This window comes from Streptosporangium sandarakinum (assembly GCF_050942225.1).
In the GTDB taxonomy this organism is placed as follows: Bacteria; Actinomycetota; Actinomycetes; order Streptosporangiales; family Streptosporangiaceae; genus Streptosporangium; species Streptosporangium nondiastaticum.
Genome location: NZ_CP192034.1, coordinates 3,421,466 through 3,440,026 on the forward strand (window position 1 = coordinate 3,421,466; position 18,561 = coordinate 3,440,026).

16 protein-coding genes are annotated in these 18,561 nt (G+C 73.3%); 9 read left to right on the forward strand and 7 right to left on the reverse strand.

Annotated features, from left to right (window positions below; all coding sequences use genetic code 11):
• Positions 1-4: 4 nt before the first annotated feature.
• Positions 5-847: an MIP/aquaporin family protein gene (locus ACQP10_RS15635; RefSeq protein ID WP_346023369.1), complete on the reverse strand. Its 843-nt coding sequence runs from the start codon at positions 845-847 to the stop codon at positions 5-7.
• A 497-nt stretch (positions 848-1,344) separates the two neighbouring features.
• Here ACQP10_RS15635 and ACQP10_RS15640 point away from each other — a divergent pair, with 497 nt between their 5' ends.
• The 3 genes from ACQP10_RS15640 to ACQP10_RS15650 all read left to right on the forward strand — a co-directional run bounded on the left by ACQP10_RS15640 (position 1,345) and on the right by ACQP10_RS15650 (position 3,973).
• On the forward strand, positions 1,345-1,617 hold the full coding sequence (locus ACQP10_RS15640) for a GlsB/YeaQ/YmgE family stress response membrane protein (protein ID WP_179817837.1): 273 nt from the start codon (positions 1,345-1,347) through the stop codon (positions 1,615-1,617).
• 287 nt (positions 1,618-1,904) lie between these two features.
• On the forward strand, positions 1,905-2,819 hold the full coding sequence (locus ACQP10_RS15645; RefSeq protein WP_346023370.1) for a sulfotransferase family protein: 915 nt from the start codon (positions 1,905-1,907) through the stop codon (positions 2,817-2,819).
• Positions 2,816-3,973 (forward strand): glycosyltransferase family 4 protein, encoded by a 1,158-nt coding sequence (locus tag ACQP10_RS15650; protein WP_346023371.1) that lies wholly within the window; start codon positions 2,816-2,818, stop codon positions 3,971-3,973. The genes ACQP10_RS15645 and ACQP10_RS15650 overlap by 4 nt, the downstream gene beginning before the upstream one ends.
• A gap of 88 nt (positions 3,974-4,061) precedes the next feature.
• Here ACQP10_RS15650 and ACQP10_RS15655 read toward each other — a convergent pair whose 3' ends face one another.
• Complete coding sequence (locus ACQP10_RS15655; RefSeq protein WP_386149374.1) at positions 4,062-5,090, reverse strand: zinc-binding alcohol dehydrogenase family protein; 1,029 nt, start codon at positions 5,088-5,090, stop codon at positions 4,062-4,064.
• Between the two features lie 204 nt (positions 5,091-5,294).
• Between ACQP10_RS15655 and ACQP10_RS15660 the strand changes: the two genes are divergently transcribed.
• Together ACQP10_RS15660 and ACQP10_RS15665 are read left to right on the forward strand one after the other, a co-directional pair.
• Positions 5,295-6,158, forward strand: coding sequence for a universal stress protein (locus ACQP10_RS15660; protein ID WP_346023372.1), 864 nt, complete (start codon positions 5,295-5,297; stop codon positions 6,156-6,158).
• 160 nt (positions 6,159-6,318) lie between these two features.
• Positions 6,319-7,329, forward strand: a complete 1,011-nt coding sequence (locus ACQP10_RS15665; protein ID WP_346023373.1) for a coiled-coil domain-containing protein — start codon at positions 6,319-6,321, stop codon at positions 7,327-7,329.
• On the opposite strand, the gene ACQP10_RS15670 is transcribed toward ACQP10_RS15665, so the two are convergent.
• Positions 7,323-8,639 (reverse strand): ATP-binding protein, encoded by a 1,317-nt coding sequence (locus ACQP10_RS15670; RefSeq protein ID WP_433541614.1) that lies wholly within the window; start codon positions 8,637-8,639, stop codon positions 7,323-7,325. The genes ACQP10_RS15665 and ACQP10_RS15670 overlap by 7 nt on opposite strands.
• A 460-nt stretch (positions 8,640-9,099) precedes the next feature.
• On the opposite strand from ACQP10_RS15670, the gene ACQP10_RS15675 reads away from it, so the two are divergent.
• The 4 genes from ACQP10_RS15675 to ACQP10_RS15690 all read left to right on the forward strand — a co-directional run bounded on the left by ACQP10_RS15675 (position 9,100) and on the right by ACQP10_RS15690 (position 14,777).
• Complete coding sequence (locus ACQP10_RS15675; RefSeq protein ID WP_346023375.1) at positions 9,100-9,651, forward strand: 2Fe-2S iron-sulfur cluster-binding protein; 552 nt, start codon at positions 9,100-9,102, stop codon at positions 9,649-9,651.
• Positions 9,648-10,670 carry an FAD binding domain-containing protein gene (locus ACQP10_RS15680; RefSeq protein WP_389995568.1) on the forward strand — a complete coding sequence of 341 codons (1,023 nt, stop codon included), beginning with the start codon at positions 9,648-9,650 and terminating at the stop codon, positions 10,668-10,670. The genes ACQP10_RS15675 and ACQP10_RS15680 overlap by 4 nt, the downstream gene beginning before the upstream one ends.
• A gap of 73 nt (positions 10,671-10,743) precedes the next feature.
• A complete protein-coding gene (locus tag ACQP10_RS15685) occupies positions 10,744-12,834 on the forward strand; it encodes a xanthine dehydrogenase family protein molybdopterin-binding subunit (protein WP_386149371.1) in 2,091 nt (696 codons plus the stop codon).
• Between the two features lie 26 nt (positions 12,835-12,860).
• Positions 12,861-14,777 carry an FUSC family protein gene (locus tag ACQP10_RS15690; RefSeq protein WP_433541615.1) on the forward strand — a complete coding sequence of 639 codons (1,917 nt, stop codon included), beginning with the start codon at positions 12,861-12,863 and terminating at the stop codon, positions 14,775-14,777.
• Positions 14,778-14,792: 15 nt separating this feature from the next.
• On the opposite strand, the gene ACQP10_RS15695 is transcribed toward ACQP10_RS15690, so the two are convergent.
• The 4 genes from ACQP10_RS15695 to ACQP10_RS15710 form a co-directional block, all read right to left on the reverse strand.
• On the reverse strand, positions 14,793-15,809 hold the full coding sequence (locus ACQP10_RS15695; RefSeq protein WP_346023379.1) for a glycine betaine ABC transporter substrate-binding protein: 1,017 nt from the start codon (positions 15,807-15,809) through the stop codon (positions 14,793-14,795).
• A gap of 161 nt (positions 15,810-15,970) precedes the next feature.
• Positions 15,971-16,804: an ABC transporter permease gene (locus tag ACQP10_RS15700; protein ID WP_346023380.1), complete on the reverse strand. Its 834-nt coding sequence runs from the start codon at positions 16,802-16,804 to the stop codon at positions 15,971-15,973.
• On the reverse strand, positions 16,794-17,831 hold the full coding sequence (locus tag ACQP10_RS15705) for an ABC transporter ATP-binding protein (RefSeq protein ID WP_346023381.1): 1,038 nt from the start codon (positions 17,829-17,831) through the stop codon (positions 16,794-16,796). Before ACQP10_RS15705 ends, ACQP10_RS15700 begins: the two co-directional genes overlap by 11 nt.
• The gene (locus tag ACQP10_RS15710; protein ID WP_346023382.1) at positions 17,818-18,471 is read right to left on the reverse strand and encodes an ABC transporter permease; all 654 of its coding nucleotides are present in this window, start codon (positions 18,469-18,471) and stop codon (positions 17,818-17,820) included. The genes ACQP10_RS15705 and ACQP10_RS15710 overlap by 14 nt, the downstream gene beginning before the upstream one ends.
• Positions 18,472-18,561 lie beyond the last annotated feature (90 nt).

An 18,561-nucleotide genomic window follows, 5' to 3' on the forward strand; every position in this document is an offset into this window, starting at 1 on the left:
TCCTTCACGGTGCCGGTGACGTCTCTCCGGGGGAGGGTGGTTCGGGAGGCAGCCTGCCGGGTTCCGGTTTCTCCCCGGCCCGCAGGAACCGGCCGACGAGGACCTCGTACAGGGCGCCGCCCAGGACGCCGCCGATCAGCGGGCCCACGATCGGCACCCAGAAGTAGAGCTGGCCGTACTGGTCCCGCCAGGCGGTCCCGTAGCCGGTGAGGAAGGAGGCCAGGCGCGGCCCGAAGTCGCGGGCGGGGTTGATGGCGTAGCCTGCGTCGGTGCCCCAGGCCATGCCGATCGCCACCACGATCAGCCCGATGACGAGGGGGGCCAGGTTCGCGCCGGGCGGGGTGTTCAGCTCGTCGATGACGGCGAAGATGAGGAACAGCAGGATCGCGGTGCCGATCACCTGGTCGCGGAAGGCGCCCCAGAGGCCGACGGGCAGCGAGCCGTTGCCGGGCAGGGTGGAGAAGACGCCCTGCGTCTTGAGCGTCAGCCCGGGGTCGGCGGCGTGCAGCAGCTCGGTGTAGTTCCACCGCACGAGCAGCGCGGCGACGAACGCCCCGGCGATCTGCGCCACGCAGTACGGCAGCACCTTGCGCCAGGAGAAGCCCTTGAACGCGGCGAGCGCGACGGTGACGGCCGGGTTGAGGTGCGCGCCGCTGATCCGGCCGGCGGTGTAGACGCCGAAGGTGACGCCCAGGCCCCACGCCCAGGAGATGCTGTCGTGGTTTCCGATGTCGGCGGCGACGACCTGCGCCACGACGCCCACCCCGAACAGGATCAGGATCGCCGTGCCGGCGAACTCCGCGGCCAGCTCGGCGGTGAGACCGGGGAGCCTCCTCGGGTCCGCCATGCACGCCCCTTCTCGAAGCCGTACGGCCCGCCCTCCCGCTCCGAAACCGAGCAGTCTTGCCCGATAAGTAACGAAATATCCGCCTGAACCACTTGTCACACGGCTTTATCCGTCAATAAAGGTTCACGCTTATCCATGGGGAAGGTGCCGGCGAGGCCGTCCGCCGGGCGTCACCCCGGTTCGACCCGCGTTCTCCTCGCGCTCTCCCGGTGTTCTCCGGGCGTTCTCCCCGCGCCTTACCGCGGCCTTCCCATGGCCTTCCCATGGCCTTCCCGCGGCCATTCACGACCTTCCCCCTGGCTTCTCCCGGCCCTTCCGTCACTCGCCCGGGGCCCCCGCCGAAGGCCGTCCCGGGCCTCCACGGCCTTTTCCGTGATCGCCGAAATGGGTCCTGAGCTGGACGTTCCCCCGTCCCATCACACCGTAATTGTTCTGTTATGTGTTGTCCTCCCGCGCCGGGGCAGACGATCGGCAGCCGAGCAAAAGGAAGTGCGAACATGACTGTTACTGGAATCATCACCGCCATCGTCATCGGGGCCATCGTCGGTGCTCTCGGCCGTCTCGCCGTTCCGGGCAAGCAGCACATCCCGATCTGGCTGACCATCGTGATCGGCATCGTCGCCGCCTTCATCGGTACCGCCATCGCCGGAGCCCTCGGCGTCGCCCACACCTCGGGCGTCGACTGGATCGAGCTGCTCCTCCAGGTGGCCGTCGCGGCGATCGGCGTCATCCTGACCGTCAGCCTGTACCGCAGGCGCGGCGTCCGGTAAACGCCTCCACCCCCGCAACGGTGCGGGACGGTGAGAACCGCCGGCGGCCCCGCTCCCCACGCCCATCCGGGCGGGGAGCGGGGCCGCCGCCGCATGCCCGCCCCCATCCGGCCGCCGCCCGCCGACCGGCCTCCGCCCGCCCGTCCCCGGCTCGCTCCGGCCCGTCCTCGGTCCGGCGGAAGGGGCCGTCCCCGCCCGGCGGAAGGCCCGGACACTCTCAGGGGACTCCCAGGTAACCGTCAGGAAATCCCAGGTCACTGCCAGGAAAGCTCGGTAGTTTCCATGACATGAACTGGAAACGCAAGGCCAACGCCGCTGTGAGGGAGCTGACCGGGTTCCAGATCACTCGCGTCGCGAAGACGGGACCCGGGGTGAAACCCGGGGCCGGGCCGGTGGCGAAGGGCACGGGACGGGCGCCCGCCGTGGCGGCGGCCGACCTCGTCCGGCCTCCCGCCGATCCGGAGGCCGACCGGCTGCTCACCGCCCCGATCTTCATCCTCTCGCCGGTCCGGTCGGGCTCCACCCTGCTGCGCGCGATGCTCAACGCCCACCCGATGCTGCACGCCCCGCACGAGCTGCACGTGCGGCGGCTGTCCGTCGGGCTCACCACCCCCCTCGCCGCACGCGCGATGGAGGCCCTCGGCCACAACCAGGCCGATCTGGAGCACCTGCTGTGGGACCGGGTCCTCCACCGCGAGCTGGTCCGCAGCGGCAAGGCCCACATCGTGGACAAGACCCCGGCCAACGCCTTCGCCCACCGGCGCATCGCCACCTGCTGGCCCGACGCCCGGTTCGTCTTCCTGCTGCGCCACCCCGCCTCCATCGCGACCTCCTGGCACGAGGCGAGCCCCGACCGGCGCACCCCGCACGAGGCGGCGCTCGACGCGCTGCGCTACATGAAGGCCGTGGAACGTGCCAGAGGAGACCTGACCGGCCTGACCGTCCGCTACGAGGACCTGACCGCCGGTCCCGAGGCCGAGACCCGCCGGATCTGCGACTTCCTGGGCCTCCCGTGGGAGCCGGGAATGCTCGCCTACGGCGAGCAGACGGTCGTCCAGAAGGGGCTCGGCGACTGGAAGGACAAGATCCGGTCCGGGAAGGTCCAGGAGGGACGCGCCCTGCCCCGGGCGGAGGAGATCCCCGAGGAACTCCGCCCGATGTGCCGCACCTGGGGTTACCTCGACGGGGACGAGAGCCGGTGAGGATCCGCTACATGCTCCTGCACGCCTACGGCATGGGCGGCACGATCCGGACGGTGGTCAACCAGGCCAACGCCATGGCCGCGGCCGGCCACGACGTCGAGATCGTCAGCGTGGTACGGCGCCGCGCCACGCACCAGTTCCCCATCGACCGGCGCGTGGAGGTCACCACGCTGGTCGACCAGCGCGGCGGCGTGCACGCCGACTCGGTGGGCCGCCGGATCTGGCGGAGGGTGCGCGGCAAGGTCGTCCCGCGCGGGGAGTTCGCCGCGGGCTACTTCACCGAGCGCGTGGAGAAGGCCGTCATCGACTACGTCTCAGCCCTCGACGGCGGTGTCCTGGTCACCACCCGCCCGGCGCTGAACCTCATCTCCGCCCGGCGCGGCCCGAGCGGCGTGGTCCGCGTCGCCCAGGAGCACATGAACTTCGCCACCTACCGCGAGAGCGTGCGCCGGCAGATCGCCCGCCACTACGGCAGGCTGGACGCGGTCGCGGTGCTCACCGGCACCGACCGCGACGCTTACCAGCGCCTGCTGCCCGGCACGCCGGTCGTCCGCATCCCCAACGCGATCCACACCCTGCGCCGGACGCCCTCGGCCCAGGAGAACCCGATCGTGGTCGCGGCCGGCCGGCTCGTCAAGCAGAAGGGCCTCGACCTGCTCATCCCGGCGTTCGCCCAGGTCGTGCGGCGCTTCCCCGACTGGCGGCTGCACATCTACGGCACCGGCCCGAAGAAGACCGAGCTGAGCGCGCTCATCGGCGAGCTCGGCCTCGACGGCAACGTCGAGCTGAAGGGCCGCACCCCCCGGCTGGACGAGAAACTGGCTCAAGCCTCGGTGTACGCGCTCAGCTCCCGGTTCGAGGGCCTGCCGATGGTGATGATCGAGGCGATGTCCCACGCGCTGCCGGTCGTCGCGTTCGACTGCCCGACCGGTCCGCGCGACGTGCTGACCGACGGGGTGGACGGCCTGCTGGTCCCGCCCAAGGACGTCGACGCGCTGGCCGGGACGCTGATCCGCGTCATCGGGGACCGGGAGCTGCGCCTGCGGCTGGGCGCCGCGGCCGCCCGCACGGCCCGCGACTACGCCCCCGAGGTGATCATGCCGATGTGGGAGGACCTGTTCACCGAGCTGTCGGCCGCCCCGCGGACCGGCTGAGGGACCCGCCGTACTCCCGCCATGCTCCCGCCGTACTCCCGGACGGGGCACGGCGGGCGGTGACCGCCGGATGCCGGGCGCGTGCCGGTCACATCAGCAGTACGGCGGCGCCCTCGAAGCGGCCGGCGGCCAGGTCGGCCAGCGCCCGGTCGGCCACGCCGAACGGGTAGGGCACGGTCGTCACCTTCGGCGGATGGGCCACGGCGATCTCCAGGAACGCCCGGCCGTCGGCCCGGGTGTTGGCGGTGACGCTGCGCAGCGTCCGCTCCTGGAACAGGTGCCGCCGGTAGTCGAGCACCGGCACGTCGCTGAGGTGGATGCCCGCCACGGCCAGGGTGCCGCCCCGGTCCAGGGCCTCCAGGGCGACGGGCACCAGCTCGCCCGCCGGGGCGAACAGGATCGCGGCGTCCAGCGGCTCGGGCGGGGCGTCCGCCGCGCCGCCCGCGGAGGCCGCCCCCAGTTCCAGGGCCAGCTCCCGGGCCCTGGCCGAGCGGGTCAGGACGTGCACGGTGGCACCCTGGGCGATGGCGATCTGCGCGGTCAGGTGGGCCGAGGCGCCGAAGCCGTAGACGCCCAGGCGCCCGCCGCGCGGCAGCTCGCTGCGGGCCAGGGCGCGGTAGCCGATGATCCCGGCGCACAGCAGCGGCGCCAGCTTCTCGGCCGAGCCGTCCTCGGGCAGCCGGTAGGCGTAGTCCTCCGGGACGGTCAGGTAGCGGGCGTAGCCGCCGTCGGCGTCCCAGCCGGTGTAGGCGGAGTACGGGCACAGGTTCTCCGCGCCGCGCAGGCAGTGGCGGCAGCGCCCGCAGGTCGAGCGGAGCCAGGCCACGCCCACCCGCTCCCCGGCGGCGAGCCGTACGGTGTCCGGGCCCCGGGCCGCCACCCGGCCCACCACCTCGTGGCCGGGGACGGTCCGCGGGCGCCGCGGGGGCAGGTCGCCTTCGGCGAGGTGCAGGTCGGTGCGGCAGACGGCGCACGCCTCCACCTCGACCAGCACCTCGCCCGGTCCCGGCCGGGGGACCGGCAGGCGGACCCGCTCCAGGGGGCCCGAGGCGATCGGCCCGGGCCTGGCGACCACCCAGGCGTCCATCTCCTCCGGAACCGTCACGTGCCCGGCCATGGTGCCCTCCGTTCGCGTCCTTCCGTCCCTCCGCGCGGGACCGGCGAGCGTACGGCGGGCGCCCGCGCGCCGCGTCCTCCCCGTCATTCCCCGCGCGGCGGGCCGGGGAATCCGTCCCGGAGGTGATCGATGACCGGCTCTTTGGGCCGGGGTGACGGTCGGCGGGCACAAGACGAGGTGAGGACGGTCGCGAGGAGGGGTGACATGGCGACGGACGTGGTCGTGGTGGGGACCGACGGCTCGTCCCCGTCCCAGGCGGCGGTCGGGTGGGCCGCCGACGACGCGGTACGGCGCGGCGCCGTCCTGCGGGTCGTGCACGCCTGCGAGGGGATGGACTACGACCTCCCGGTGTTCTCCGAGCCCCAGTACGGCGCGGCGGTGTCGGAGCAGTGCCGCCAGGTGCTGGCGGACGCGGTCGACCTGGCGCGTGACCGCGTCCCGGGGCTGGAGGTGGAGGAGAGGCTGGAGGGCGGGCCCGCGGCCGAGGTGCTGCGCCGCGCGTCCGGGGACGCGGCGCAGCTCGTGCTCGGCCAACGCGGGCGGGGCGGCTTCCGCGAGCTGCTGCTGGGGTCGGTCCCGCAGCGGCTGGCGGGCCGCGTGGCCGTGCCGGTCGTGGTCGTCCAGGGCGAGACGGAGCGCGGGAGCGGCGAGGTCGCGGTCGGCTTCGACGGGTCCCCGCCCTCGCAGGCGGCGCTGGAGTACGCCTTCGAGGAGGCGGCGCGGCGCGGGGCCCGGGTGCGCGCGGTGCACGCCTGGGAGGCGCCGGTGATGGGACCGTACACGATGGTCTACACGCCGTTGCTGGAGGAGGTCTCCGCCGGGGCGGAGAAGACGGCGGAGCGGGCGCTCGCCCCGTGGCTGGAGCGGTACCCGCACGTCCCGGTGATCAGGTCGGTCGTGTGCGAGCATCCGGTGGTCGCGCTGCGGGAGGCGTCGGAGACGGCCGACCTGCTGGTGGTCGGCTCGCGCGGGCTGGGGAGGCTGGGGTCGGCGGTGCTCGGCTCGGTCGGTCACGGGGCGCTGCACCACGCCCGCTGCCCGGTCGTCGTGGTGCCCGCGCCCGAGTGACCTGGCGTTCCCGGCCCCCGCAACGGACGACCGTAATGCAAGATTTGCCGCAAGTACCGTAATTGCGGGAGCATCCTTTCCTATCGCCCGCCGGGCGTGGGGGTGTCGCCCGGCCGCCGAGCCGTGGCCGATGCCCGGGGGTTCAGGGAAGGGGAGCGAGGTGGCGGCTGTGTCCCGCGAGGTCCGGCGGCGGGGCGCGATCCGGGGCCTGGTCGCTTCGATCACCGCCGCGACGCTGTGCCTCGGCCCGGCCGGAGCCGGCCTCGCCGAGCCCAAGCCGACCGCCAAGCAGCTCCGCAAGGAGCTGGCGGACATGCAAAAGCAGTCCGAGTCCCTGATCGCCCGCTACTACGACTCCCGCGTCGAGCTGCAGAAGGTCCAGAAGACCGAGAAGGCGGCCCGGGACCGTCTGAGCCGGGCGCAGGGCGACCTCGACCGGGCCGCGCGGGAGATCCGCCTGCTGGCCGCCGCGCGGTACCGGAGCAGCGGGACGGAGGGCGTCTCCGCGATGATGGGCTCGGGCGACCCCGCCGCCATGCTGAACCGCCTGACGCTCGTCGAGCAGATCGTCGCCGAGCAGGACGCCAAACTCCGGGTGTTCGTCCAGGTCCGCGACGACCACCGCCGGGCCCGGGACGAGGCCAAGACCCGCGGGGCCGAGCTGAAGGCGAGCATGGCCAAGCTCGACGACGAGAAGGACCGGGCGGAGAAGCTGATCGAGAAGATCAAGGACCGGATCGACCTGCTCTACCCCACCCCGGGCGTCCGCCGGGCCGACGGCACGTGGGTCCCCCAGCTCCCGTCGGGCCCCGACAACATCACCCCGCGGATGCGGCTGACCCGGCAGCTCGTGGCCCAGCGGTTCGGCCCGCGCTTCGGGATCGGCTGCTTCCGGGTCGACGGCGGCATCGCGGGCGGCGGCGAGCACCCCCTCGGCCGCGCCTGCGACTTCATGCTCAGCGGCGGGGGCGCCATGCCGTCGGCGGCCGAGACCGGGCGCGGCGACGAGATCGCCGCCTGGGCGATCAAGAACGCCCGGCGGCTCGGCATCATGTACATCATCTACCGGCAGCGCATCTGGCAGACCCGGACCGGGAGCTGGCGCGCGATGTCCAACCGCGGCGGCGTCACCGCCAACCACTTCGACCACGTCCACATCTCGGTCTACTGACCGGCGGGGCAGGCGGGGAAGCTCGCCACGAACCGCGCGCCCTTCCCGGAGTCGCGGATCATCAGCGTCCCGCCGTGCCGTTCGGCGATCTCCCGGCAGATCGCCAGGCCGAGCCCGGTCCCGCCCTTGTCCTTGCTGCGCGCGGCGTCGAGCCGGGCGAAGCGCCGGAACACGTACTCCCGCTGCTCCGGCGGGATCCCGGGGCCGTCGTCGAGCACCTCCAGCACGCTCCGCCCGTCCTCGGACCGCACCGTCACGACGATCGCCGACTCGGCGTGCCGGTCGGCGTTGTCCACGAGGTTGGTGAGCAGCCGGACGAGCTGCATGCGGTCGGCGTCGACCAGCACACCCGGCTCCAGGCGCGTCTCGAGGGGCGTCCGGTGGACGCGGCGCGCCAGCTCGGAGCCGACCAGCTCTCCCAGGTCGACGCGCGCGTGGGGAGCGCCCGCGCCGGCCTCGAGGCGGGAGAGCACCAGCAGGTCGGTGACGATCGCCTGCAGCCGCCCGAGGCTGGCCAGCACCGCCCCGGCCACGGAGGGCCAGTCGCTCTCCTCCGGGTGCAGCAGCGCCTCCTCCACCTGCGTGCGCATCGCGGTGATGGGGCTGCGCAGGTCGTGCGAGGCGTCGGAGGCGAACCGCCGCTCCCGCTCGACGGCGGCCTCCAGCCGGTCCAGGGTCTGGTTCACCGTCATCGCCAGCTTGTGGATCTCGTCCCGGTGCGGGGGCACGGGCACCCGGCGTCCCAGGTCGGAGGAGGTGATCTCGGCCAGCTCGGTGCAGATGTCCTCCACCGGGAGGAGGGTCTTGCTGACGGTGCGGTAGGCCCCGACGATCGTGGCCCCGACCACCAGCCCCGACCCGGCCAGGAGGCTGAGCAGCAGCGAGCGGCTGACGTACCACGGGGTGGTGGGGCCGGCGCCGTAGACGATCCAGTCGCCGCCGGCGGCGGAGATCCGGACGGCCACGACGCGCAGGCAGGTGTCCGGGAACCCGGGGGCGTCGCAGACCTTCCGTTCCACCCGCGAGCTGTCATCCGGGGGCACGAGGTCGGTCAGCCTGGGTCTGCCGGCCAGTTGCGGGCTGGCCGCCGCGACCCGGCCGCCGGGGTCGACCACCTGGAGGAAAATGGACTTCCGGCTGGAGAGCACCGGGGGGACCTGGCCCTTCTCGACGAGGCGGATCACCCGCATGTTGTACAGGAGGAGCCGGTCGGACAGGTCGTTGACGACGCGGTCGTGCACACCGATCAGGATCAGCGCGCAGATTCCCCCGCACAGCGTTGTCATGATGACGCTCGCCAGCAGCGTCATCCGGACACGCAATGACCAGATGTGTCCAAATCTCACCGTTTTTCTTCGCCCCCCTGACGATCACGCTAAACGCGCTTCATTAGGGAACGGGGTGGAAATAAGTATGAAGTCGGTAATTAACTCAAAAGGCGGAGTAAAAAGCTTCAAGATGGCGAATATTCCCGGAGGGGATTCGCGGCGCTCTTCCCGGCGACGATCCGGGCGCCCGCTCCGTGGAACGCCCGGGCGATCATTCCGGGAAACCGCGCAGACGGATCGGGGAAGCCGGGTGCGAGACCCTCCCGGAATCCCACGGCCCGCGAGGCCGCCGGGTACGTGAAACGCGACGACCTCGGCGGAGCACCCCGGCATCCGCCTCCCGGACCGGGATCCACGGCGGGGGAGGGGCGGAACGGTCAAGGAACCGTCAAGCGTCCGCCCGGGAGATATGGCCGACGAGCGACGGGGTAGGGGAGCGCCCGTGAACGGCGAAACAGACATCACGGGGGCGGGCGGGGTGCCCGACCCCGTCACGGCCGACCTCCGCCTGTCGGTGAACGGCGTCCCCCGCCCGGTCACCGTGGACACCCGCGAGACGCTGCTGGACACGCTGCGCGAGAGCCTCGGGCTGACCGGCGCGAAGAAGGGCTGCGACCACGGCCAGTGCGGCGCCTGCACGGTGCTGGTGGACGGCCGGCGCGCGCTGTCGTGCCTGACGCTCACGGTGACCGCGGACGACGTGGAGATCGTCACGGTGGAGGGGCTCGCCGACGGCGACGCCCTGCACCCGCTGCAGGCCGCCTTCGTCGAGAACGACGCCTTCCAGTGCGGCTACTGCACCCCCGGGCAGCTCTGCTCGGCGGTCGGCGCGCTGGCCGAGGCCGCCGAAGGGTGGCCGAGCGCGGTCACCCCCGACCTGTCGGCCCCGCCGCGGCTGGACGAGACGGAGATCCGCGAGCGGATGAGCGGCAACCTGTGCCGGTGCGGCGCCTACCCCGGCATCGTCGCGGCCGTCGGCCAGGTGGCGCGGTGAGACCTTTCACCTACGAGCGGCCCGCCGACGTGCGGTCCGCGGTGGCCGCCGCCGGGCGGCCGGACGCCGTCTACCTCGGCGGCGGAACGAACCTGGTGGACCTGATGCGGCTCGGCGTCGCCACGCCGCGGACCCTGGTGGACGTCACCCGGATCTCCTCCCGCGCGATCGAGGAGACCGGCGGAGGCCTGCTGATCGGCGCGGGAGTGCGCAACGGCGACCTCGCCGCCGACCCGCTCGTCCGGCGTGCCCAGCCGCTGCTCGCCCGCGCCGTGCTGGAGGGGGCCTCCGGGCAGATCCGCAACATGGCCACGGTCGCCGGCAACCTGCTGCAGCGCACCCGCTGCCCCTACTTCCAGGACGTGACCAAGCCCTGCAACAAGCGGCTGCCCGGCTCCGGGTGCCCGGCCCGCACGGGCGACCACCGCAACCTCGCGATCCTCGGCCACTCGGAGCACTGCGTGGCCACCCACCCCTCCGACATGGCCGTCGCGCTGGCCGCGCTGGACGCCCTCGTCCACGTGGAGGGCCCCGACGGCGCCCGTACGGTGCCGATGCCGGGCCTGCACCGGCTGCCCGGCGACGAGCCGGACCGCGACACCGTCCTGGCGCCCGGCGAGCTGATCACCGCGGTCGAGGTGCCCCACCTGCCGTTCGCGGCGCGCTCGCGCTACCGCAAGGTGCGCGACCGGGCGTCCTTCGCGTTCGCGGTGGTGTCGGTGGCGGCCGCGCTGGACGTGGCCGGCGGGGTGGTGCGCGACTGCCGCATCGCGCTGGGCGGCGTGGCCCACGTGCCGTGGCGGGCCGAGGCCGCCGAGGCGGCGCTGCGCGGCGCGGCGGCCACCCCGGAGGAGTTCGCCCGGGCGGCCGACGCCGAGCTGGCCCGCTCCAGCCCGCTGCCGCGCAACGCCTTCAAGGCGCCGCTGCTGCGCAACGTCCTGGTCCGCACCCTCACCGACCTCGCGGAGCCCGCTGAGCCCGCGGGGTTCGCGGAGTCCGAGCCCGTGGAGACACCGTGACCGCCGTACGCCCCGGAGACGCCCCGGCCGCCGCGGCCGGCGCGGCCGGCGCGCCGCGACCCCTGGAGATGCCGTGAAGACCGAGGCCAGGCCGTACGTCGGCGCGGCGCTGGAACGCGTCGAGGGCGTCGAGAAGGTGACGGGCCTGGCCCGATACGCCTACGAGAACTTCCCGGACGACCTCGCCTACGCCGTACCGGTGCAGGCGACCGTCGCCCGCGGCACGGTCCTCGCGGCCGACGTCGACGCCGTCGTCCGGCTCCCCGGGGTGATCGCCGCCATCTGGCACGGCAACGCCCCCCGCCTGGCCCCGGCCGACAACGCCGAGCTGGCGGTGCTGCAGTCGGACCGGGTGGCCTACCGCGGCCAGTACGTCGCGGTCGTGGTGGCCGAGACGCTCCAGTGCGCCCAGGAGGCGGCCCGGCTGCTGCGGATCGACTACGACGCCGAGCCGCACGACGTCGAGCTGCGCGCCGACCACCCGGAGATGTACCGGCCCGACCGCGTCAACGCCGGCTACCCCGCCGACACCGAGCTGGGCGACCCGGACGCGGCGCTCGCCGCGGCGCCGGTCCTCGTCGACGCGACGTACCGCACCCCGGCCGAGCACAACAACCCGATGGAGCCGCACGCCACGGTCGCCGTCTGGAGCGGTGACGGCCTCACCCTCCACGACTCCACGCAGGGGGTGTCCGCGCTGCGCGAGACGATCGCCCCGCTGTTCGGCATGCCGCCGGACAACGTCCGCGTCATCTCCCCGCACGTGGGCGGTGGCTTCGGCTCCAAGGGCGCCGCGCTGCCGCCCGTGGTGCTCGCCGCGCTCGCCGCCAAGCACACCGGCCGCCCGGTCAAGCTCGCGGTGACCCGGCAGCAGATGTTCGCGGTGACCGGCTACCGCACCCCGACGATCCAGCGGGTACGGCTCGGCGCGGACACCGACGGGCGACTGACCGTGATCGTGCACGAGGCGTTCGAGCAGAGCTCCCGGCTCCGCGAGTTCGCCGAGCAGACCACCACCCCGACCCGCGTGATGTACGCCGCGCCCGACCGGCGCACCGCGCACCGCCTGGTCCGGCTCGACGTGCCGACCCCGGCCTGGATGCGCGCCCCCGGCGAGGCGCCGGGCATGTTCGCGCTGGAGTCGGCCATGGACGAGCTGGCCGTCGCCTGCGGGATCGACCCGGTCGAGCTGCGGATCCGCAACGAGCCCGCCGCCGAGCCGGAGAGCGGCCTGCCGTTCAGCTCCCGCGACCTGGTGGGCTGCCTGCGCGAGGGCGCCCGCCGGTTCGGCTGGGCCGACCGCGACCCCACGCCCGCGGCCCGGACCCGCGGCCGGATGCTCGTCGGCACCGGCGTGGCGGCGTCCACGTACCCGGTCTACCGGCGCCCCTCGCGGGCGAGCGCCCGGTGCGAGCCGGACGGCCGGTTCTCCGTGCGGATCGCCGCCGCCGACATCGGCACCGGCGCCCGGACGATCCTGACGCAGGTCGCCGCCGACGCGCTGCGCGTCACCCCGGACCGGGTCCGGGTGGAGGTCGGCGACACCGCGCTGCCCGCCGCCTCGCTGGCCGGCGGCTCGGCGGGCACCGCCTCCTGGGGGACGGCCGTGGTGCGGGCCTGCGAGGCCCTGCTGGAGGAGCTCGACCTGCGCGGCGGCGACGTGCCCGCCGAGGGCCTGGAGGCGACCGCCGACACCGCGGAGGAGGTGGGCGAGCAGCCGGAGTACGCCCGGCACGCCTTCGGCGCCCAGTTCGCCGAGGTGGGCGTGGACCTCGACACCGGGGAGACGCGGGTGCTGCGGCTGCTCGGGGTGTTCGCCGCCGGCCGGATCGTCAACCCCGTCACCGCGCGCTCGCAGTTCGTCGGCGGCATGACCATGGGCATGTCGATGGCCCTGCTGGAGGAGAGCGTCATGGACCGCGAGTTCGGCGACTACCTCAACCACGACCTCGCCCAGTACCACGTCCCGACCGCCATGGACCTGCCCGACGTCCAGGCGTACTGGATCGAGGAGGACGACCCGCACCTCAACCCGCTGGGCGCCAAGGGCATCGGGGAGATCGGCATCGTCGGCACCGCCGCCGCAGTCGCCAACGCCGTCCACCACGCCACCGGCGTCCGGGTCCGCGACCTGCCGATCCGGCTCGACAAGCTGGTGCGCTGAGCGCGCCGCGAGCCCGGCCGCCCACCATGCCCAGCCCGTTCCGCTCCGCCGCCGACCGGCTGGCCGACGCGGCGCCGGGCTGGCTGGTGGAGACCGTACGGCCCGTCCCGGCGAAACCCGCCTGGTGGCCGATGGTCCGCATGGCCCTCGCGGTGACCGTCCCGCTCCTCGTGGCCCTCGTCGCCGGGAATCTCACGCTGGGCCTGCTGCCCTCCATGGGGGCCATGGGGCCGGGCCTGGCCAACCGGGGCGGGCCGTACCGGGAGAGGGTCGCCCGGATCGGCCTGGTCGGCCTCGGCGGGGCGGCGGGCTACGCCATCGGCGCGATGGTGCGCGGCCACGGCTGGTGGACGGTCCCGGTGATCGTGGTGGTATCGGTGATCTCGGCGCTGATCAGCACGATCGGGGCCAAGGGGTCGCTGGCGGGACTGCAGCTCGTGGTGATGGCCGTGATCAGCACCGGCATCCCGCTGCCCGGCGGTCCCCTCCTCGGGGCCGCGCAGTTCCTGCTCGGCGTGGCCTGGGTGATCGTGCTCGGCGTGGCCGACTGGCCGCTGCGTTCCCGGAACCCGGAGGAGAGCGCGACCGTCACGGTCTACCGGGCGCTCGACCGGCTGATCGACGACCGCGACGCCGACGCCCTGGCCGCGTTCGACACCGCGCTGGAGAGCGGCTACGACGCCGTCTTCGGCGCCCGCTCCGCCTCCGCCGGCCAGGACCCCGGGCAGACCCGGCTGATCGCGCTGCTGAACCAGGCGTCGCTGATCCGCAACGCGCTGATCTCCCTCGGTCAGGAGGGACGCGATCCGCCGGAGGGGACGGCCGCCGCCGTCGAGGAGATCACCGCGGCGCTGGACGAGGGACGCGCGCCGCACCCGCCACCGCGTCTCCCCGGAGAGTCCCCCGCGCTGCGGGCGCTGAACTCCGCCGTGGACGGGGCCGTGGAGCTGGCCTCCGGCGGTGACGTCGAGACCGAGCAGTTGCCGTACCGGCCGGTCGGCTACGGCGAGCGGTTCCGCAACGCCTGGGCGAAGATGTGGTACGGCCACTTCACCCGCAAGTACGCCGTCCGGCTCGCCCTGTGCATGGGCGTGGCCACCGCGATCAGCGAGTTCGGCCTGTTCGAGCGGTCCTACTGGATGGTGCTGACCGTCGCGCTGGTCCTCAAGCCCGACTTCGGGTCGGTGTTCGCGCGGGCCCTGCAGCGGGCTCTCGGCACGTTCGCCGGCACGTTCGTCGGCGTCGCGGTGCTCCTGGTGGTCCCGTACGGCCCGCTGATCCTCGTCCCGATCGCGGTGTTCGCCGCGCTCATACCGTACGGCCTGCAGCGCAACTGGGGGCTGATGTCGACCTTCCAGGCGCCGCTGGTGCTGTTCCTGGTGGACCTGCTGACCCGGGGCGGCCCGCGGCTGGCGGAGGTCCGCCTGGTGGACACCGTCGCCGGGTGCGTGATCGTGCTGCTGCTGGGCTACCTGCCGTGGCCGGGAAGCTGGCACGCCCCGGTCCGGGGACCCTTCGCCGACGCGGTGTCGGCCACCGCGCGCTACCTGCGCGGCGCCTTCGACCCCGGCAACCCCGACCGGCCGGTGTACCGCCGCAAGGCGTACGAGGCCATGTCGGACCTGCGGGTCGTCTTCCAGCGCGCGGTGACCGAGCCGCCCACGGTCAGCAGGCGGATCACCACCTGGATGCCCGCGATGACCGCGCTGGAGAAGGTGGCCGACACCACGGCCGCCACCGTGGCGCGCGCCGAGCACGGCGCGTCCCCGCCACCCCCGGAGGCGGTACGGGCCCTGGCAGACTCCCTGGAGGAGATCGCCGAGGCCATCCGCCGGCGGCGCGTCCCCGCCGAGCCGGAGCCCGCCGCCGAGGGCACCCCGGAACGGCTGGACGACGCGATCCGCGCGCTGCGCGACATCGTCTCGGGCCACCACACCTGCTGAAGGCCGGTCGTGCCGTCAGGCCTTGCCGCCGAGGAAACCCTGCCGGCCGAGCCAGTCGGCGGAGACCTTGGCGGGCTCCTCGCCCTCGACGTCGACCCGCTCGTTGAGCTTCTGCATCGTGGCGTCGTCCAGCTTGTCGACCACCGGCCGGAGCACCTTCTCCAGCGCCGGGTACTTCTTGTAGGTGTCCTCCCGCAGCGTCACGGCGGCGTTGTAGACCGGGAAGAACCTCCTGTCGTCCTCCAGCACGGTGAGGCCGAGCGCGGTGACGCGCCCGTCGGTGGTGAACACCTCACCGAAGTTGCAGGTCCGGCCCTTGTCCGTCTCGGTGTAGACGACGCCGGCGTCCAGCAGGCTGACCCGGTTCTTCGGGATGGTCATGCCGTACGCCTTGGACAGTCCCGGCAGCCCGTCGTCGCGGGTGGAGAACTCCGTCTCGACGCACAGCGTGACCTCCTCCGGCTTGGTCTTCGCCAGCTTCGCCACGTCGGAGAGCGTCCTGACGCCCAGCTCCTTGGCCTTCTCGGAGCGGATCGCCAGGGCGTAGGTGTTGTTCAGCGGGGTCGGCCCGATCCAGCGGATCCCGTTCTTCGCGAGGTCGGTGGTCGCGGTGGCCTTGAACTGCTCGGCCGAGTCCTGGATGGGCTCGGCGTTCCTCAGGTGCTCGATCCACCCGGTGCCGGAGTAGTCCCAGTACATGTCGATCGCCCTGGCCTCCAGGGACTCGCGGTTGGGCACGGTGCCGCCGAGGTTGGTCTTGTCGAGGACCTCGGCCCCGTGCGCCTTCAGCACCTGCACCGCGATCTTGCCGAGGACGATGTTCTCGGTGAAGTCCTTGGAGCCGACGACGAACTTCGCCCCGGCCAGCTCGTTGCCCGCGCTGGAGGTCTCGACGGCCTCGGCGACGCCGCAGCCGCTCACGGCGGTGAGGGTCAGCGCCGCGGCGGCGAACGCGGCGGCCGTTCCGCGGAGGGGAGCCGTCTTACGGGGGGAAGCCGCCCTGCGGAGGGGATGGGAGAGACGGACACGCATGGAAGGGCACCTCTTCGTTCTTCTCGTGTCGGGGATGTCAGGAGGGGGCGGGGGACCGGCCGGCGGTCACGGGCGGCACGGCGCGCGGCGGCGCGGCGGGAGCCGGGGGCGGCCACGTACGGCGGGCGGAGCCGCGGGCGGTCGTGTACGGCGGCCCGGGGTCAGACGCCGCGGGGCCTGAGCATGTCCTCGGCGATCGCGCCGAGCCAGTCGATGAGGAAGGCGATGCACGCGGTCAGCACGCCGCCGACCACGGTCACGGGCATGCGGTTCAGCTTGAGGCCGTTGACGATCAGTTCGCCGAACCCGCCCGCGGCGACGAACGCGCCGAGCGTGGCGACGCCGACGGCCAGCACGAGCGCGGTGCGCAGCCCGGCGAGGATCGCGGGCACGGCGAGCCTGAGCTCCACCCGGCGCAGCACCTGGCCCCTGGTCATTCCCATTCCGCGGGCGGCCTCGACGAGCGCCGGGTCCACCTGCTGGACCCCGACCATCGTGTTGCGCAGGACCGGCAGGACGGAGTACGCCACCAGCCCGACCAGTGCGGTCTGGAAGCCCACCCCCATCAGGAAGGTGCACAGCACGAGGATCCCGACGCAGGGCACCGCCTGGCCGAGGTTGGCCGCGGTGAGGATGACCGGCGTGACGACCCGGTTGCGGGAGCGGGAGGCGACGATGCCCAGCGGGATCGCGATGACCACCACGAGCGCCGTCGCGGCGAGGGCCATCTCCAGGTGCTCCACGGCCTTGGCCAGGATCACCGACCGGTTGAGGCTGCGCCGCTCGATGGAGTCGAGGTCCTGGGTGCCGACCCAGACGTACAGGACGGCCAGTACGGCGCACACGGCGGCGGGGGTGAGGAGGACGCGCAGGCGCGCGGCGCGCCGGAACGGCCGCGCCCGGCCCGCGGTGCGGGCGCCGGGGGAGTCGGGAGCATCGGGGGAGTCGGGGGAGTCGGGGCTGAGGACGTCGGCGGTGAGGGTGTCAGCGGCCACCGGCGATCACCTTCTCCGGCGCGGGGAGGGAGGGCACCGCCTCCGGCTCCCGCCCGGGGGACGACGGCCGTCCGGTTCCCACTGCCCCGCACAGCGCGGCGTAGGTGAGGACGCCGGAGGGGGAGCTGCAGCGGTCGGAGCCGTGGGCGATCATGACGTCCAGGGCCTCGCGCAGGCTGGTCCCGGCCGCGACCTGCGGCAGGCCGACCGGCCGGGGCGGCGCGACGGGCGGCACGTCCTCCACGCGCAGCAGCGCGAGCCGTTTGAGCGTGGCGTCCTGGCCGACGAAGCCGGCGACGTAGTCGTCGGCGGGGCGGGCGAGGATGTTGGCGGGTGTGTCGTACTGCGCGATGCGCGAGCGCTCCCGGAGCACGACGATGCGGTCGCCCAGCTTGATGGCCTCCTCGAAGTCGTGGGTGACGAAGATGATCGTCTTGCGCAGCCGCTTCTGCAGCCGGACGAACTCCCGCTGCAGGTGCTCGCGCGTGATGGGGTCGGTCGCGCCGAACGGCTCGTCCATCAGCATCACGGGCGGGTCGGCGGCCAGCGCCCGGGCGACGCCCACGCGCTGCTGCTGGCCGCCGGACAGTTGGCGGGGGTAACGGTCGTGGAACAGCGACGGCTCCAGGTTCACCAGCGAGAGGAGTTCCTCCACCCGTGCGGCGATCCGCGCCGCGGGCCAGCCCAGCAGCTTGGGCACCAGCCCGATGTTCTGCCCGATGGTCAGGTGGGGGAACAGGCCCACCTGCTGGATGGCGTAGCCGATGTGCCGGCGGAGTTCGTCGGGGTGCAGGCTCAGGACGTCCTCGCCGCCGATGCGGATCTCACCCGACGTGGGCTCGACCAGGCGGTTGATCATTTTCATGGTGGTGGTCTTGCCACAGCCCGACGGGCCGACGAAGACCACCAGCTCCCCGGCGGGGATATCGAGGTCGACGTTGTCGACCGCGGGCGCCGGCTGCCCGGGATAGTGCTTGGTCAGTGCGCGCAGCTCGATGCGCGCTCCCTCTGTCTCAGTGTCGAACACGAAGCCCCCTGGGGACGGTCAGTTGGCGAACGGTGTAGAAGAACAGGTCGAACAGCACGGCGATGACCACGATGCCGAGCGTGCCCGCGAGCGTGGCGTTGAGCGCGTTCACCGACCCGAGCCGGGAGAGCCCCTCGAAGATCTGCGTGCCGAGGCCCGGCCCGTCGACGTAGGCGGCGATCGCCGCGATACCGATGATCATCTGGGTCGAGACGCGGACCCCGGTCAGGATCAGCGGCCACGCCAGCGGAAGCCGCACCTTCAGCAGGACGCGGGTACGGCTCATGCCCATCCCGCGCCCGGCCTCCACCGTGGTGGGGTCCACGCCGTTCAGCCCCGTCACCGTGTTGCGGACGATCGGCAGGAGCGCGTACGCGGTCAGCGCGACCAGCGTGGAGCCCCAGCCGAGGCCGGTGAGGGGGATCAGCAGGGTCAGCAGGGCCAGGGAGGGGACCGTCAGGATCGCGGCGAAGAACGTCAGTGAGGCGTTCCGGGCCTTCGGCGTCACGTGGACGAGGAGACCCGTCCCGATCCCGACGACCGCGGCGATGACGATCGCGAGCGCCGCGGCGAGGACGTGTTCGGCGGCGGCCAGCGAGAGAGTGTCCCAGCGAGAGGCCACGTACTCGCCGAAGTTCATGGGGAACCACCTTCGCTTACGCTTGCAGGGCTTGTAAACGTATGCGGCGGTTGCAGCCAGTGCAAAATAAGTTGCAACTACTGCAACAAA